Raw genomic sequence first — 13,408 nt, 5'->3', positions numbered from 1 at the left:
ATACACCATGGCGAAGCCGCCTGTGCGCAAGCCGAAGAAAAAGGTCTGCGCTTTCTGCAAGGACAAGGTCACGTACGTGGACTACAAGGACACGAACATGCTGCGGAAGTTCATTTCCGACCGTGGCAAGATCCGTGCCCGCCGCGTGACCGGCAACTGCACGCAGCACCAGCGTGACGTCGCCACGGCCGTGAAGAACAGCCGTGAGATGGCGCTGCTGCCCTACACCTCCACCGCGCGATAAGGGAAGGGTGACTGACACATGAAGATCATCCTCACCCACGAGGTCTCCGGCCTCGGTGCTGCGGGCGACGTCGTCGACGTCAAGGACGGTTACGCTCGCAACTACCTGATCCCGCGGAACTTTGCGATCCGCTGGACCAAGGGCGGCGAGAAGGACGTCGAGCAGATTCGTCGGGCTCGCAAGATCCACGAGATTGCGACCATCGAGCAGGCCAACGAGATCAAGGCCCGCCTCGAGGGCGTGAAGGTCCGTCTGGCCGTTCGCTCCGGCGACGCCGGCCGTCTCTTCGGTTCCGTCACCCCGGCCGACATCGCTTCCGCGATCAAGGCTTCCGGTGGCCCCGAGGTCGACAAGCGCCGCATCGAGCTCGGCGCGCCGATCAAGACCCTGGGCGCCCACGAGACGTCCGTGCGTCTGCACCCCGAGGTTGCCGCCAAGGTCAACATCGAGGTCATCGCGGCCTGATCGCTGCGCTCGGCATAGCTGAGAGAAGGGCCGTACCCATTGGGGTGCGGCCCTTCTTCGTTTCACGTGAAACGGGGGTTCAGGAGAAGCGGCGGTTCAGGGAAGGCGGGCGGCGGGTCAGGGAGGGCGGGGTTTCACGTGAAACGGGGGGTGGGTTTCACAGAAACGGTCAGCTTGCTCGGTCAACCCGCTTGGTCGGGCGGCTTGTTCAGCGTGTCGCGCCCGTGACGATCCAGCGGCCCGAGCGGGAGCGTAGCCACAGGGTCAGCATCCTTACCGCCATCATCAGCGTCATCGCTCCCCAGAGTGCGGTGAGCCCGCCGCCGAGCGCGGGCAGCAGCAGTGCGACCGGAGTAAAGACCGCCAGGGTGAGCAGCATTGCCCAGGCCAGGTACGGCCCGTCCCCCGCGCCCATCAGGACCCCGTCCAGGACGAAGACGATCCCGCTGATCGGTTGCGACACTGCTACCAGGACCAGAGCGGGAAGCGCCGTGTTCTGGACGGCCGAATCGCTGGTGAACAAGGGAAGGAAGAGCGGGCGGGCGGCGATCACCAACAGGCCGAGGACGACACCGGCGGCGATGCCCCACTGGACCATCCGGCGGCAGGCCTCGCGAGCCCCTTGAATGTCGTTCGCGCCGAGATAACGCCCGATGATGGCCTGCCCGGCAATGGCGATCGCGTCGAGCGCGAAGGCGAGGAGGCTCCACAGCCCCATGATGATCTGGTGCGCGGCGATGTCGGTGTCCCCCAGGCGGGCTGCGACGCCGGTCGCGATCATGAGGATCGCTCGCAGCGACAGCGTGCGCACGAGCAGGGGTGCACCTGCTTGGGCGCAGGCCCGTATCCCGGTGGCGTCCGGTCGTAGCGAGGCACCGTGCTTCCTGGCTCCGCGGACGACGACGAACAGGTAAACCGCGGCCATACCGAACTGGGCGATGACGGTGCCCCAGGCGGATCCCGCGATGCCCAGGTCGGCGCCGTAGACAAGGCCCGCGTTGAGCCCGGCGTTGGCGACGAAGCCCGCGACGGCGACGTAGAGCGGCGTCTTCGTGTCCTGCAACCCGCGCAGGACCCCCGTGGAGGCGAGCACGATGAGCATCGCGGGGATGCCGAGCGACGAGATGCGCAGATACGTGGTCGCGTACGGGGCTGCGGTGTGCGAGGCGCCGAAGAGTTCCACCAGAGCGGGCGCCGAGGGCAGGACAGCCGCGATGACGGCGGTGCCGAGCAGCAGCGCCAGCCAGATGCCGTCCATGCCCTGACGGATGGCGGCGGGCAGATCACCCGCGCCGACCTGACGGGCGACGGCCGCGGTGGTGGCGTAGGCGAGGAAGACGAAGACACTGACGGCTGTCATGAGAAGGGCGGAGGCGACGCCGAGACCGGCCAGTTGCGCGGTGCCCAGGTGGCCGACAATGGCGCTGTCGGCGATCACAAAGAGAGGCTCGGCGACGAGTGCGCCGAAGGCCGGAACGGCCAGCGCGACGATCTCTCGGTCGTGCCGGCGTCGGGCGGCCCTGGGCGTCGCGGGAGCCTGTGTCATGAGCACCAATCTAATCTTCCACAGGTAAGAGATGCAAGGTGCCTGAGGTCCTTACAATCTGTTGCGCTGGGCGTGTCGCAGCGCACTGCTTGCAGGGATCTTGGCCCGACTGGGAAAGTTTTTCTTCTGCACAGCCGGTGGACGGGAAAGTGGCAGGTCAGAGCCGATTCTTCCGGGTCACTGAGGGCTTGTTCACAGGCCTGTCCACCGGGTCGTGCACAGGTTTCGCGGGGTTCTCCACAGCATCCGGGCCGTCGTCCACATGGCCTGTGGATAACCAGATTGGCTGACGGTGCCTGCAGGCCTAACGTGGGGCGTCGCTCACTCTCTCCATCGCCCTCGGAAAGCTCGCAAAACCGACGCGTCAGAAGCGGAGTTGGGCCTCTTATTTGTCAGTGCCGTGCCGTAGAACTAAAGAGCACGGTTAGGTCCGCTCGGCGGACGGGAGGAGGTGGCTCGGTGAGCATTTCCGAGCCCTTGGACGACCCGTGGGCCGACAGCGGTCCCAGTGATCGTCTGCCATCTTCCCGTCGGGGCCGCGATGGTGGCCGGGGTCGCGACGAACAGCACGACCGCGACCGGGACAACGGGCCGTGGGAGAGCGGAGGTTCGTCCTTCGAGCGCGTGCCGCCGCAGGATCTGGACGCCGAGCAGTCCGTCCTCGGTGGCATGCTCCTGTCCAAGGATGCCATCGCCGATGTCGTCGAGGTCATCAAGGGCCACGACTTCTACCGCCCCGCGCACGAGACGATCTACACGGCGATCCTCGACCTGTATGCGAAGGGTGAACCGGCCGACCCGATCACCGTCGCCGCCGAGCTCACCAGGCGAGGCGAGATCACCAAGGTCGGCGGGGCGTCGTATCTGCACACCCTCGTCCAGACGGTCCCCACGGCGGCGAACGCCGAGTACTACGCGGAGATCGTCCACGAGCGTGCGGTCCTGCGCCGTCTGGTCGAAGCGGGCACGCGCATCACGCAGATGGGATACGCGGCCGACGGCGACGTCGACGAGATCGTCAACAGCGCTCAGGCCGAGATCTACGCGGTTACCGAGCAGCGCACCACCGAGGACTATCTGCCGCTCGGTGACATTATGGAGGGCGCGCTCGACGAGATCGAGGCGATCGGCTCGCGGTCGGGGGAGATGACCGGAGTGCCGACCGGCTTCACCGACCTCGACTCGCTCACGAACGGGCTGCACCCGGGCCAGATGATCATCATCGCCGCGCGTCCGGCCATGGGTAAGTCCACCCTGGCACTGGACTTCGCGCGAGCCTGCTCGATCAAGCACAACATGCCCAGCGTGATCTTCTCGCTCGAAATGGGGCGCAACGAGATCGCGATGCGTCTGCTGTCCGCCGAAGCCCGCGTCGCCCTGCACCACATGCGATCCGGCACGATGACCGACGAGGACTGGACCCGGCTCGCGCGCCGGATGCCGGACGTCTCGGCCGCGCCGCTCTACATCGACGATTCCCCGAACCTGTCGATGATGGAGATCCGCGCCAAGTGCCGCCGCCTCAAGCAGCGCAGTGACCTGAAGCTCGTCGTCATCGACTATCTGCAGCTGATGCAGTCCGGCGGCAAGCGGTCCGAGAGCCGACAGCAGGAGGTCTCCGACATGTCGCGAAACCTGAAGCTGCTGGCCAAGGAGCTGGAGCTCCCGGTGATCGCACTGTCGCAGCTCAACCGTGGCCCCGAGCAGCGCACAGACAAGAAGCCCATGGTCTCCGACCTTCGTGAGTCCGGATCGATCGAGCAGGACGCCGACATGGTGATCCTGCTGCACCGCGAGGACGCGTACGAGAAGGAGTCACCGCGCGCGGGTGAGGCGGACATCATCGTGGGCAAGCACCGTAACGGCCCGACGGCCACGATCACCGTGGCCTTCCAGGGCCACTACTCGCGCTTCGTGGACATGGCACAGACCTGATCCGGCTTCTTGGCGTGGGCCCAGGGGACATGCGGTTCGCATGCGAAATGGACTCGACGCGAGGTGCCGGGCCAGGTGGACTGGGGGCATGACACCACCTCAGGAAGAGTTGCTGCCGACCACACGCCGAACGCTGATGCACCGTATCGCCGCCGCTCAGGCCGAGGGGCGCGCGCCGTCGCTGATCGCGGCGATCGTCCGGGGCGGGGAGCCGGTGTGGCACGGGTCGCGCACATCGGTGGACGGGCACGGGCCGGACGAGAACGTGCAGTACCGGATCGGCTCGATCACCAAGACCTTCACCGCCGTGCTGGTGCTGCGGTTGCGCGACGAGGGGCTGCTCGACCTGGGTGACCCGCTGGAGAAGCACCTGCCGGGCACTGGCGCGGGGGAGGCCACGATTGCTGAACTGCTCGCGCACACCGCGGGGTTGGCGGCCGAGACGCCAGGTCTTTGGTGGGAGCGCACACCCGGCTCGCTGCGCCCCGAGCTCGCCGACGTACTCGGCGAACGGCCCTTTCTGCATCCCGCCGGCCGACGGCACCACTACTCGAACCCCGGCTACACCCTGCTCGGCGCTCTGATCGAGGAACTGAGGGGAGCCCCCTGGGAAGAGGTCCTGCAGCGCGAGGTGCTCGAACCGCTGGGCCTGCACCGGACGAACGGGCGCCCGCAGGCACCCCATGCGGGCGGCTGGGCCGTGCATCCCTGGGCGGACGTCATGATGCCGGAGCCCGTCGAGGATCTCGGCCGGATGGCTCCGGCCGGACAACTGTGGTCCACCACGGGTGACTTGGCACGCTTCGCCGTCTTCCTGGTCCAGGGTGATGAACGGGTGCTCAGCGCGGAGTCGCTCCTGGAGATGCGTTCACCCGCGGCTCCTCCGGAGGCCGAGGAGTTGGCGTCCGGAGAGGCCTATGGCCTGGGCTTGCAGGTTCTGCATCGGGACGGCCGGATTCTCGTGGGACATTCCGGTTCCTTGCCCGGCTTCATGGCGGCCCTCGTGATCGGAGTGGAGGACGACGTGGCTGCGGTGGTTCTGTCGAACTGCACCTCCGGTCCGCGACCGCTGACAGTGGCCACCGATCTCGTACGGATCGTCGCCGAGGCCGAGCCCCGGATCCCCGAGCCATGGCGCCCGGCGCGCGAAGTCGACCACTCTGTACTGGAGATGGCGGGACCCTGGCATTGGGGCACTCAGGCGTGCGCGCTGCGCCTGACGGCTGACGGTCTGGTCGAGTTGGTCCCGCTGTCGGGGGGTGGCCGCCGGTCTCGTTTCCGGGCGAACGGTGACGGGACCTGGACGGGGCTCGATGGGTACTACGCAGGGGAGCCGCTGCGGGCCGTGCGGCGCCCGGACGGGTCCTTGAGTCATCTGGACCTAGGGTCGTTCGTCTTCACCCGTCAGCCGTACGGTGAGGACGCTCCTGTGCCCGGTGGGGTGGATCCCGGGGGCTGGCGAGGGATCCAGTAGGCACCGCTACGACGCGAGGCGGCCTGTTTCACGTGAAACAGGCCGCCTCGGAGTGGACGAGGGATGCGCTCAGAGCGCCAACTTGAAGCCCACGTGTGAGGCCCGGTGGGCGTCGGTGCGGCTCGCGTCGGAGGTCAATTGGACCAATTGGCAGCCCCGGCGCCGGGATTCGTCGATCGACCACTCGATGAGCCTGGTGCCGAGGCCACTGCCGCGTTCGTCACCGTGGACGCGTACGCCCTCGATGAGGGAGCGGGTCGAGCCCTTGCGTGACAGCCCGGGAATGATCGTGAGTTGCAGGGTGCCGACGACACGTTCATGGCGCACGGCGACGACAAGGTGCTGGTTCGGGTCGCGGCTGAGCTGCTCGAGCGCCGCCAGGTATGGGGTCAGATTGTCCGGCGACTCCCGCTGGGCGCCGAGTGGATCGTCGGCGAGCATCGCAACGATGGCAGCGATGTCGTTCGCGACGGCCGGTCGTATTTCAAGATCTCCCATGACCGCACCCTATACAGGCACGGAATGCCGTCCCTGTGCTCCTATACCGGCACGCCAGCCGACTCCACGACGCGGACCAGCGGGGCCAACTCGGGGTTCTTGGCCGCTTCGTCGAGCGCCTCGCGCAGGGCGGCGTCATTGGTGGGCCGCGCTTCGTCGAGGAGCTTGAGGCCTGCTTCGCTGACGTTCGTGTAGATGCCGCGACGGTCGGTCGGGCACAGATAGCGGGAAAGCAGCCCGCGGTCCTCGAGCCGGGTGACGAGCCGGGTGGTGGCGCTCTGGCTGAGCACGACCGCGTCCGCGACCTGCTTCATCTGTAGATGGCCGCCCTCGCCGTCGTGCTGTCGGCTGAGCACGTCGAGCAAGGAGTACTCCCGCACACTCAGGACGTGCCCGGCCTGCAGAGCGCGCTCGATGTGGGCCTCGATCCTCCCGTGCAGCAGAGAGAGTGCGCACCAGCCCTGAGCAAGGGCGGTGAGTGCGGGGTCCGTGGCTGTCATGGCGTGTTCCTCCGTCCCGGAGCGGCTGGCTCAAGGATAGAACATCGACGCAATAGTCCGCTCTTGCATTTAACCCGCGTCTGCAAGTATTGTGAGTGCACGTAAAGCGCTCCTGCAATCGTCTGGGAAGGTGCACCCCACCATGCCTCTCGCGCTTCTGGCCCTCGCGATCGGGGCCTTCGGAATCGGAACCACCGAGTTTGTGATCATGGGCGTGCTGCCCGAGGTCGCCAGTGACTTCGGAGTCTCCATCCCCACTGCCGGACTGTTGGTGACCGGCTATGCCCTTGGCGTGGTGATCGGTGCCCCGATCATGACCGCGCTCGGCACGAAGGTGTCCCGCAAGCGGATGCTGATGTTGCTGATGGGGTTGTTCGTGCTCGGTAATCTGCTCTCCGCCGTCGCCCCGGTCTTCGGGCTGATGCTGGCGGGCCGGGTCGTCGCCTCGCTCGCCCACGGAGCCTTCTTCGGCATCGGCTCGGTCGTCGCCGCCGAACTGGTGGCGCCCGAGAAGAAGGCCGGCGCGATCGCCATGATGTTCAGCGGACTCACCATCGCCAATGTCGTCGGTGTCCCCCTGGGCACGCTGATCGGGCAGTCCGTGGGCTGGCGTGTCACCTTCGCCGGCGTTGCCGCGCTCGGCGTGGTCGGTCTGCTGGGCATCGCCAGGCTGGTCCCCGAACTGCCGAAGCCGGCAGGCGTGCACCTCCGTCACGAGCTCGCCGCCTTCAAGAACGTTCAGGTTCTGCTCGCCATGGCGATGACTGTTCTCGGCTTCGGCGGAGTCTTCGCCGCCATCACCTACATCGCGCCGATGATGACGCATGTCACCGGTTTCGCCGACGGCTCCGTCACCTGGCTGCTGGTTCTGTTCGGCCTCGGCATGGTCGGCGGAAACCTCATCGGCGGCAAGTTCGCCGACCGCGCGCTGATGCCGATGCTGTACGTGTCTCTTGGCAGCCTCGCCGTAGTGCTCGCGCTGTTCACCGTGACCGCGCACCACAAGATCCTCGCGGCCGTCACGATCGCTCTGATCGGCGCCCTCGGGTTCGCGACCGTGCCGCCGCTGCAGAAGCGCGTCCTCGACCAGGCGCACGGCGCCCCCACACTGGCCTCGGCCGTGAACATTGGCGCCTTCAACCTCGGCAACGCCCTTTCGGCCTGGCTCGGCGGTCTGGTCATCGCCGCGGGCCTGGGCTACACCGCCCCCAACTGGGTCGGCGCCATCCTCGCGGCGGGTGCCCTGGTCCTCGCCGTCCTCTCGGCCGCTCTGGAGCGCCGTACGGGTGCCCCCAGTGCCGTCATCGCCAGCGGTACGCCCGCCGAGCAGCGGCCTGCAGTGCACCACTGAGCCACTGAATGACAACCACCCACCGTCCATGACCGAGCACAGCCCATTGACCGACCACGGTTGAGCACCGCCCCCAAGGAGAAAGCCCCCCATGAGCACCACCACTGCCGTCGCACCACTGACCACGCAAGACGCAGAGCTTCTTGTCTCCGCTGCCCGCCGTGCCGCCGAAGCCGCTGGGATCACGGTCAGCGTCACCGTTCTCGACGCAGGAGGCCATCTGCTCACCTTCCGGCGAGACGACCGGGCCGTATTGATCTCCGGCGAGACCAGCACCCGCAAGGCCTACACGGCGCTCCAGCTGAACTCCGCCACCGCTGACCTCGTCGACGCGGTCCAGCCCGGCGGCGTCTTCCACACCCTGCCCACGGCGCTTGACCGGCCACTCCTGTTCATCGCGGGCGGTGTGCCGGTTCACCGCGACGGCCGCCTCATCGGGGCGATCGGGGTCGGCGGCGGTGCGCCCGAGCAGGACCACGGCTTTGCCATCGCCGCCGTGGAGGCGCTCGCCTGACCGCACCCCGCAGTGAAGCGCCGGCCCCCAGCAGATATCGGGGACCGGCGCTTCGCTGCGGCACGAGGGGTGTGGGAGGCCGGTGGTTCTTCACTCAGAACAGCAGCTCTTCGTGCCGTACGTCGATGTCGGTGCGCAGCCGGCAGTCGGTGTGCGGTGAGGCCCTCGGCGGTGGCTGTCGGCCGACACCCTGGCGGGCATGTCGCTCGGCGACCAGCACTATGCCGATCGCTCCTAGATCGGGCCTTGCGGGTGCCCCGTACTCGGTTACGACGCACGTGGTGATGAGGCCACCCTCGGGGTCGTCGATCCGTAGCCTGTTCCGGCCGAGCTGTCTGCCCGCAGGCGTATGCACTTTTGGCCAGGTCATGTGCTTCGTGCGGTGCGTGGACAGACGTTTCACGTGAAACAGCGAAAACCGACGGGTGGACCTTGTATGGGCTACCCGGCAGAGGGGACACGAGGCACCCCGCTAGCCTCGGCTCACATGGCGCGCATTCATCTGTTCGACCTTGACGGAACGCTGCTCCACGGGAGTTCGGCGCCTGTGGAGATCTCGCGGCAGCTCGGAGTGGAGGCCGAGACCATCGCGCTTGATCAGGCCATCTCGGCAGGGACGATAGGCCCGCCGGAGTACGCGACGCAGGTGTACGCCCTATGGGCGGATCTCACGGAGGCGCATGTGGCGGCGGCCTTCGAGGGGGCGCCGTGGTTGTCCGGCATCGAGGACGTCTGGGCCGAGATCAGAGGCAACGGCGACTACTGCGCCGTCGTCTCGCTTTCGCCCTCCTTCTTCGTGGAGCGACTGACCGGCTGGGGTGCGCATGCGGCATATGGATCGCGCTTCCCTGCTGTGCCCTTCACTGAGCCCGTGGACCTCGGCGGCGTTCTCAGCGCCGCGGCGAAGGTGCAGATCGCGGATCGTCTCTGTGAAGAGTTCGGGGTGACACGGGCCGATTGTGTTGCCTATGGCGACTCGCTGTCGGACAAGTACCTGTTCGAAGCGGTGCCGGTGTCCGTCGCCGTCAATGCGGATCGGCACCTGGCAGGCCTCGCCACCCACTCCTACATAGGGCGGGATCTGTGGGATGCCTATGAGTTGGTCCGACGCGCTCTGTAATGGCGGCAATTGATGTTCGAGGGCATCAAATTCGTGATGAAGGAAGGGGGGACTTGTGCCTGGGGCGGCTGCCGGTATGGTCGACTCCGGTTCGCGTCCGCCGTGATGTGTGCACGTCTCGTGGGGGCACGAACGCAGGCCAATGCAGCTTAACGGGACGGAGAGATCGAAGACCCGCATATTCCGTTATGCGGCCGGGGGTTGACGCGGAGTGGGATGCTGCAATGAGAGAAGTGCGTCCAATGTCACACTCTCTCCTTACTTGTCCGTACAGCAGTGGAATCCGGGTTGAATGTGGCCGCATCGGCCGGTGGGGGCTGAACGGGGCAGGAAAGCAAGCCATCTACGGGGGAAATTAGGCATCTTCCGACCGCGGAGGTGCGCAGACCGACCGAAAGATGCTCGAGGCGAGGCACACCATGGACGCTCCGACCACCACGTCGGCCGACAACGGCACTTCCGGAGGGCACAGCGGGGGCGGCTGGTTCACGCCGCGCAAAGATCCGGCGCCATCCGGTGGAGAGCGGGAGTCCGCTGACGGTCGCCGTCTGGCAGCGATGCGCCCGGTCGGCCGGCCGACCGCAGGCCGCGCAACGCCGGAGCAGGAACGAATATCCCCGGCCGTGGAAGCAGCACCGACTCCTCATGAGGCCACGCCCGCTGACGCTCGGCGCTCCGAGCCGGAGATCGCCCACGAAGCCGTACGGCCGCAGTCAGATCCCACCCAGTCCGATCATGGCCTTTCGCAGGTCGATGCCGGCCGGGAGTGGTCCGGTCCTGGACAGGAGCGGACGAACCTCGGCAGGGAGCAGCAGGCTCCTGGCAGGCAGCAGCCCGACCTCGGTCCCGCCACGAGAGTGCCCGCCCAGGAGCCGCGGTTGCCGGAGCCGCGCGTACATGCGCCGGAGCCGCGGGTGCCCGCCCAAAGGTCCGTCCCCACTCCGGAGCCGTCCCCCGACGCCGTGCTCATCCGCCGGACCATGGCCGAGGTCGGCCCCGTCGCCGACAAGGTCACCTCCTACTTCTATGCGCTGCTCTTCGTGCGCCACCCGAATCTGCGGTCGCTGTTCCCCGCCGCGATGGATACGCAGCGGGACCGGCTGCTCAAAGCGCTGCTCACCGCCGCCGAGCACATCGACAACACCCCGGTTCTCGTCGACTATCTGCAGAACCTCGGCCGTGGTCACCGCAAGTACGGCACTCGGCCCGAGCACTATCCGGCCGTCGGCGAGTGCCTCATCGGCTCGCTCAGCCGGTTCGCCTCGGCGATCTGGGACGCGGAGACCGAGGCGGCCTGGATCCGCGCATATACGACGATTTCCCAAGTCATGATCGACGCGGCGGCCTCCGACGAACTGCGAGCGCCGGCCTGGTGGCATGCCGAGGTGGTCGCGCACGATCTCAGGACCCAGGACATCGCTGTCATCACCGTCCGCCCGGACCAGCCGTACCCATTCCTCGCCGGGCAGTACACGAGCCTGGAGACACCGTGGTGGCCGCGTATATGGAGGCACTACTCGTTCGCCTCGGCCCCCCGGTCCGACGGGCTGCTGTCGTTCCATGTGAAGGCGGTTCCGGCGGGCTGGGTGTCCAACGCGCTGGTGCATCGCGCCCGTCCCGGCGACATCATCCGGCTCGGTCCGCCGGCCGGATCGATGACCGTCGACCACACCACCGACAGCGGACTCCTCTGTCTGGGCGGCGGCACCGGTATCGCGCCCATCAAGGCGCTGGTCGAGGATGTTGCCGAGCACGGGGAACGACGCCCGGTCGAGGTCTTCTACGGCGCCCGCACCGGTCATGATCTGTACGACATCGACACCATGTTGCGGCTGCAGCAGAGCCACTCCTGGCTCGCCGTGCGCCCGGTGGTCGACCAGCAGGCCCATCTCCAGTTGCCCGACGTTGTACGCGAGTACGGACCGTGGAACGAGTACGACGCCTATCTCTCCGGCCCGCCCGGCATGATCCGCAGCGGGGTGGACGCCTTGAAGGACATCGGCATTCCGTCGGACCGTATACGCCACGACTCCGTCGAGGAACTCGTCGCCGCCGGGGACTGACGGCGCCGCCCCATCAACACGAGCCGCGAGCCCCGTAAGAGAAGGTCTTCACCCCAGGTCGGGCGCGTGCATCGCCCGCACGCCCTCGATGTTCCCGTCGAGATAGTGCCGCAAGGACAGCGGCACGAGGTGGACGGAGGCGATCCCGACCCGGGTGAACGGAATCCGCACGATTTCGTACTCGCCGCAGGGTTCGTCCATCTCGGGGCCGTGCCGCAGGGCCGGATCCATGGACTCCAGGCGGCAGACGAAGAAGTGCTGCACCTTCACGCCGGTCGCCCCGCCGTCGTCGCCGATGTGCTCAACGGTGTCGACGAAGCAGGGCACCACGTCGGTGATCTTGGCGCCGAGTTCCTCGTGCACCTCACGATGGAGCGCGTCGACGACAGTCGTGTCATCGGGCTCGACCCCGCCGCCCGGAGTCAGCCAGTAGGGATCGACGCCGGGCTTGGTGCGTTTGATCAGAATGAGGTCATCGCCATCGAGCAGGATGGCGCGGGCGGTGCGCTTGACCACGGGTCGGACGGTCATGGGAGAAATGTGGCCCGCCTGGTTCCACGTGAAACATCGGGGAGCCCCGAGAGCCTCAGAAGGGCCCCACGAGGGGCTCAGGACCAATCGGCCGCGGCGTGAAGCAGCCAGTCATACGCTCGCGCGATATGTGGCATGGCGAGTGTGCCGGTGCGGATCGCCAGGAAGTACGTACGCAGCGGAGGCACCGTGGGATCGAGGAGGGCCACGACGTCGCCGCGCTCCAGGGCGGCGGCGCACAGATAGCGGGGCAGCACTGCGAGGCCCGCGCCCGTGACGGCGCAGGCGAGCACCGCACGGAGATCGGGGACGACGACGGTGCCCGCGGTGGCAGGGCGGGAGTCGAAGACGGACGACCAGTATCGGGCGACGAGTGGGAGTGACTCGTGGACCTCGACGACGGGGATGTTCTCCAGTGCGTGCGAGCCCTTGCGGCGCAGCTTCCCGGGACCGATACGGGCAGCCCAGCGGGGGGCGGCGACCAGGACGTGCTCCTCGTCGCAGAGTGGAGTCGCGGTGAGCAGGGCGCCGCGCGGACGGGCCGTGGTGATGGCCAGATCATGATGTCCGGCGGCGAGCCCCTCGAGTGTTTCCTCGGCGTTCCCGAAGGAGGCGCGCAGCGCGAAACCCTGGCCGTCGTCCCCCGTCAGCTCTGCCAGCGCGGGCAGAGCCCGCTCGGCGGTGAATTCCGGCGGTCCGGCCAGGTGCAGAGTGCGCAGCGATGAGTCCTCTTCGAGTCCGGTTTCGGCGATCTCCACCAGGGCGTCGAGATGCGGTGCGGCCTTGTGGGCGAGCTCGTCGCCGATCGTCGTGGGGGTCACCCCGCGGGCCTGGCGCAGAAAGAGGGGTCGCCCCAGCTGTCGCTCCAGCGTGCGGATCTGCGACGTGACGGCAGGCTGGGACAGACCGAGCAGGGCGGCGGCACGGGTGAAGGAACCGGCACGGTGCACGGTCACAAACGTGCGCAGCAGTGCTAAATCCATGGCGCACCTCCCCTCCCAACCGCCCCGGCAGAGCCCCAACTATAAATAAGTCGATAGGTCTCTGTCGCTACTGTGATTGGACACTGACACAGAGTCAACTAGCCTTGTTCGCGCGGTTCTTCGCGCGCAGAACCGGGACGGTCCGAGCCACGAGGGGGGAGGCTCGGACCGTCCGTTGTACGTA

The 13,408-nt window shown here is 67.4% G+C and carries 13 protein-coding genes and 1 pseudogene; 8 read left to right on the top strand and 6 right to left on the bottom strand.

Annotated features, from left to right (window positions below; genetic code table 11):
• Positions 1-7: 7 nt before the first annotated feature.
• Both rpsR and rplI read left to right on the top strand, forming a co-directional pair.
• Positions 8-244, top strand: a complete 237-nt coding sequence (gene rpsR / locus ACX28W_RS06035; RefSeq protein WP_003949403.1) for a 30S ribosomal protein S18 — start codon at positions 8-10, stop codon at positions 242-244.
• Positions 245-262: 18 nt separating this feature from the next.
• Positions 263-709 carry a 50S ribosomal protein L9 gene (rplI, locus tag ACX28W_RS06030; protein ID WP_458997695.1) on the top strand — a complete coding sequence of 149 codons (447 nt, stop codon included), beginning with the start codon at positions 263-265 and terminating at the stop codon, positions 707-709.
• 208 nt (positions 710-917) lie between these two features.
• Here the strand turns inward: rplI and ACX28W_RS06025 are convergent, their stop codons facing one another.
• On the bottom strand, positions 918-2,264 hold the full coding sequence (locus ACX28W_RS06025) for an MATE family efflux transporter (RefSeq protein WP_458997694.1): 1,347 nt from the start codon (positions 2,262-2,264) through the stop codon (positions 918-920).
• A 450-nt stretch (positions 2,265-2,714) separates the two neighbouring features.
• On the opposite strand from ACX28W_RS06025, the gene dnaB reads away from it, so the two are divergent.
• Both dnaB and ACX28W_RS06015 read left to right on the top strand, forming a co-directional pair.
• Positions 2,715-4,190 carry a replicative DNA helicase gene (gene dnaB / locus ACX28W_RS06020; RefSeq protein ID WP_458997693.1) on the top strand — a complete coding sequence of 492 codons (1,476 nt, stop codon included), beginning with the start codon at positions 2,715-2,717 and terminating at the stop codon, positions 4,188-4,190.
• Positions 4,191-4,278: 88 nt separating this feature from the next.
• Entirely contained in the window at positions 4,279-5,664 is a 1,386-nt protein-coding gene (locus ACX28W_RS06015) for a serine hydrolase domain-containing protein (RefSeq protein ID WP_458997692.1), read from the top strand.
• Between the two features lie 69 nt (positions 5,665-5,733).
• On the opposite strand, the gene ACX28W_RS06010 is transcribed toward ACX28W_RS06015, so the two are convergent.
• Both ACX28W_RS06010 and ACX28W_RS06005 read right to left on the bottom strand, forming a co-directional pair.
• A complete protein-coding gene (locus ACX28W_RS06010; RefSeq protein WP_458997691.1) occupies positions 5,734-6,162 on the bottom strand; it encodes a GNAT family N-acetyltransferase in 429 nt (142 codons plus the stop codon).
• A gap of 41 nt (positions 6,163-6,203) precedes the next feature.
• Complete coding sequence (locus ACX28W_RS06005; protein ID WP_458997690.1) at positions 6,204-6,662, bottom strand: MarR family winged helix-turn-helix transcriptional regulator; 459 nt, start codon at positions 6,660-6,662, stop codon at positions 6,204-6,206.
• A 142-nt stretch (positions 6,663-6,804) separates the two neighbouring features.
• Here ACX28W_RS06005 and ACX28W_RS06000 point away from each other — a divergent pair, with 142 nt between their 5' ends.
• On the top strand, positions 6,805-8,013 hold the full coding sequence (locus ACX28W_RS06000) for an MFS transporter (RefSeq protein ID WP_458997689.1): 1,209 nt from the start codon (positions 6,805-6,807) through the stop codon (positions 8,011-8,013).
• 91 nt (positions 8,014-8,104) lie between these two features.
• On the top strand, positions 8,105-8,527 hold the full coding sequence (locus ACX28W_RS05995) for a GlcG/HbpS family heme-binding protein (RefSeq protein ID WP_458997688.1): 423 nt from the start codon (positions 8,105-8,107) through the stop codon (positions 8,525-8,527).
• A 175-nt stretch (positions 8,528-8,702) separates the two neighbouring features.
• Here ACX28W_RS05995 and ACX28W_RS05990 read toward each other — a convergent pair.
• Positions 8,703-8,840: pseudogene (locus ACX28W_RS05990) on the bottom strand (GNAT family N-acetyltransferase); the annotation flags it as partial.
• A gap of 174 nt (positions 8,841-9,014) precedes the next feature.
• Here ACX28W_RS05990 and ACX28W_RS05985 point away from each other — a divergent pair.
• Both ACX28W_RS05985 and ACX28W_RS05980 read left to right on the top strand, forming a co-directional pair.
• Positions 9,015-9,647 carry an HAD family hydrolase gene (locus tag ACX28W_RS05985; protein ID WP_458997687.1) on the top strand — a complete coding sequence of 211 codons (633 nt, stop codon included), beginning with the start codon at positions 9,015-9,017 and terminating at the stop codon, positions 9,645-9,647.
• Between the two features lie 398 nt (positions 9,648-10,045).
• On the top strand, positions 10,046-11,710 hold the full coding sequence (locus tag ACX28W_RS05980) for a globin domain-containing protein (RefSeq protein WP_458997686.1): 1,665 nt from the start codon (positions 10,046-10,048) through the stop codon (positions 11,708-11,710).
• A gap of 48 nt (positions 11,711-11,758) precedes the next feature.
• Here the strand turns inward: ACX28W_RS05980 and ACX28W_RS05975 are convergent, their stop codons facing one another.
• Both ACX28W_RS05975 and ACX28W_RS05970 read right to left on the bottom strand, forming a co-directional pair.
• The gene (locus ACX28W_RS05975; RefSeq protein WP_458997685.1) at positions 11,759-12,241 is read right to left on the bottom strand and encodes an NUDIX domain-containing protein; all 483 of its coding nucleotides are present in this window, start codon (positions 12,239-12,241) and stop codon (positions 11,759-11,761) included.
• Between the two features lie 77 nt (positions 12,242-12,318).
• Positions 12,319-13,224 (bottom strand): LysR family transcriptional regulator, encoded by a 906-nt coding sequence (locus tag ACX28W_RS05970; RefSeq protein WP_458997684.1) that lies wholly within the window; start codon positions 13,222-13,224, stop codon positions 12,319-12,321.
• Between the last annotated feature and the right edge of the window lie 184 nt (positions 13,225-13,408).

The sequence above is a fragment of the Streptomyces sp. SD15 genome, from assembly GCF_054462255.1.
This window is presented reverse-complemented; position numbering and strand designations above follow the sequence as displayed.

Coding starts and splice junctions, on each gene's coding strand:
- ACX28W_RS06005 (WP_458997690.1), bottom strand. CDS start 6,662: ATGACAGCCACGGACCCCGCACTCACCGCCCTTGCTCAGGGCTGGTGC.
- ACX28W_RS06015 (WP_458997692.1), top strand. CDS start 4,279: ATGACACCACCTCAGGAAGAGTTGCTGCCGACCACACGCCGAACGCTG.
- ACX28W_RS05980 (WP_458997686.1), top strand. CDS start 10,046: ATGCTCGAGGCGAGGCACACCATGGACGCTCCGACCACCACGTCGGCC.
- ACX28W_RS05985 (WP_458997687.1), top strand. CDS start 9,015: ATGGCGCGCATTCATCTGTTCGACCTTGACGGAACGCTGCTCCACGGG.
- ACX28W_RS06010 (WP_458997691.1), bottom strand. CDS start 6,162: ATGGGAGATCTTGAAATACGACCGGCCGTCGCGAACGACATCGCTGCC.
- rplI (WP_458997695.1), top strand. CDS start 263: ATGAAGATCATCCTCACCCACGAGGTCTCCGGCCTCGGTGCTGCGGGC.
- rpsR (WP_003949403.1), top strand. CDS start 8: ATGGCGAAGCCGCCTGTGCGCAAGCCGAAGAAAAAGGTCTGCGCTTTC.
- ACX28W_RS05970 (WP_458997684.1), bottom strand. CDS start 13,224: ATGGATTTAGCACTGCTGCGCACGTTTGTGACCGTGCACCGTGCCGGT.
- ACX28W_RS05995 (WP_458997688.1), top strand. CDS start 8,105: ATGAGCACCACCACTGCCGTCGCACCACTGACCACGCAAGACGCAGAG.
- ACX28W_RS05975 (WP_458997685.1), bottom strand. CDS start 12,241: ATGACCGTCCGACCCGTGGTCAAGCGCACCGCCCGCGCCATCCTGCTC.
- ACX28W_RS06000 (WP_458997689.1), top strand. CDS start 6,805: ATGCCTCTCGCGCTTCTGGCCCTCGCGATCGGGGCCTTCGGAATCGGA.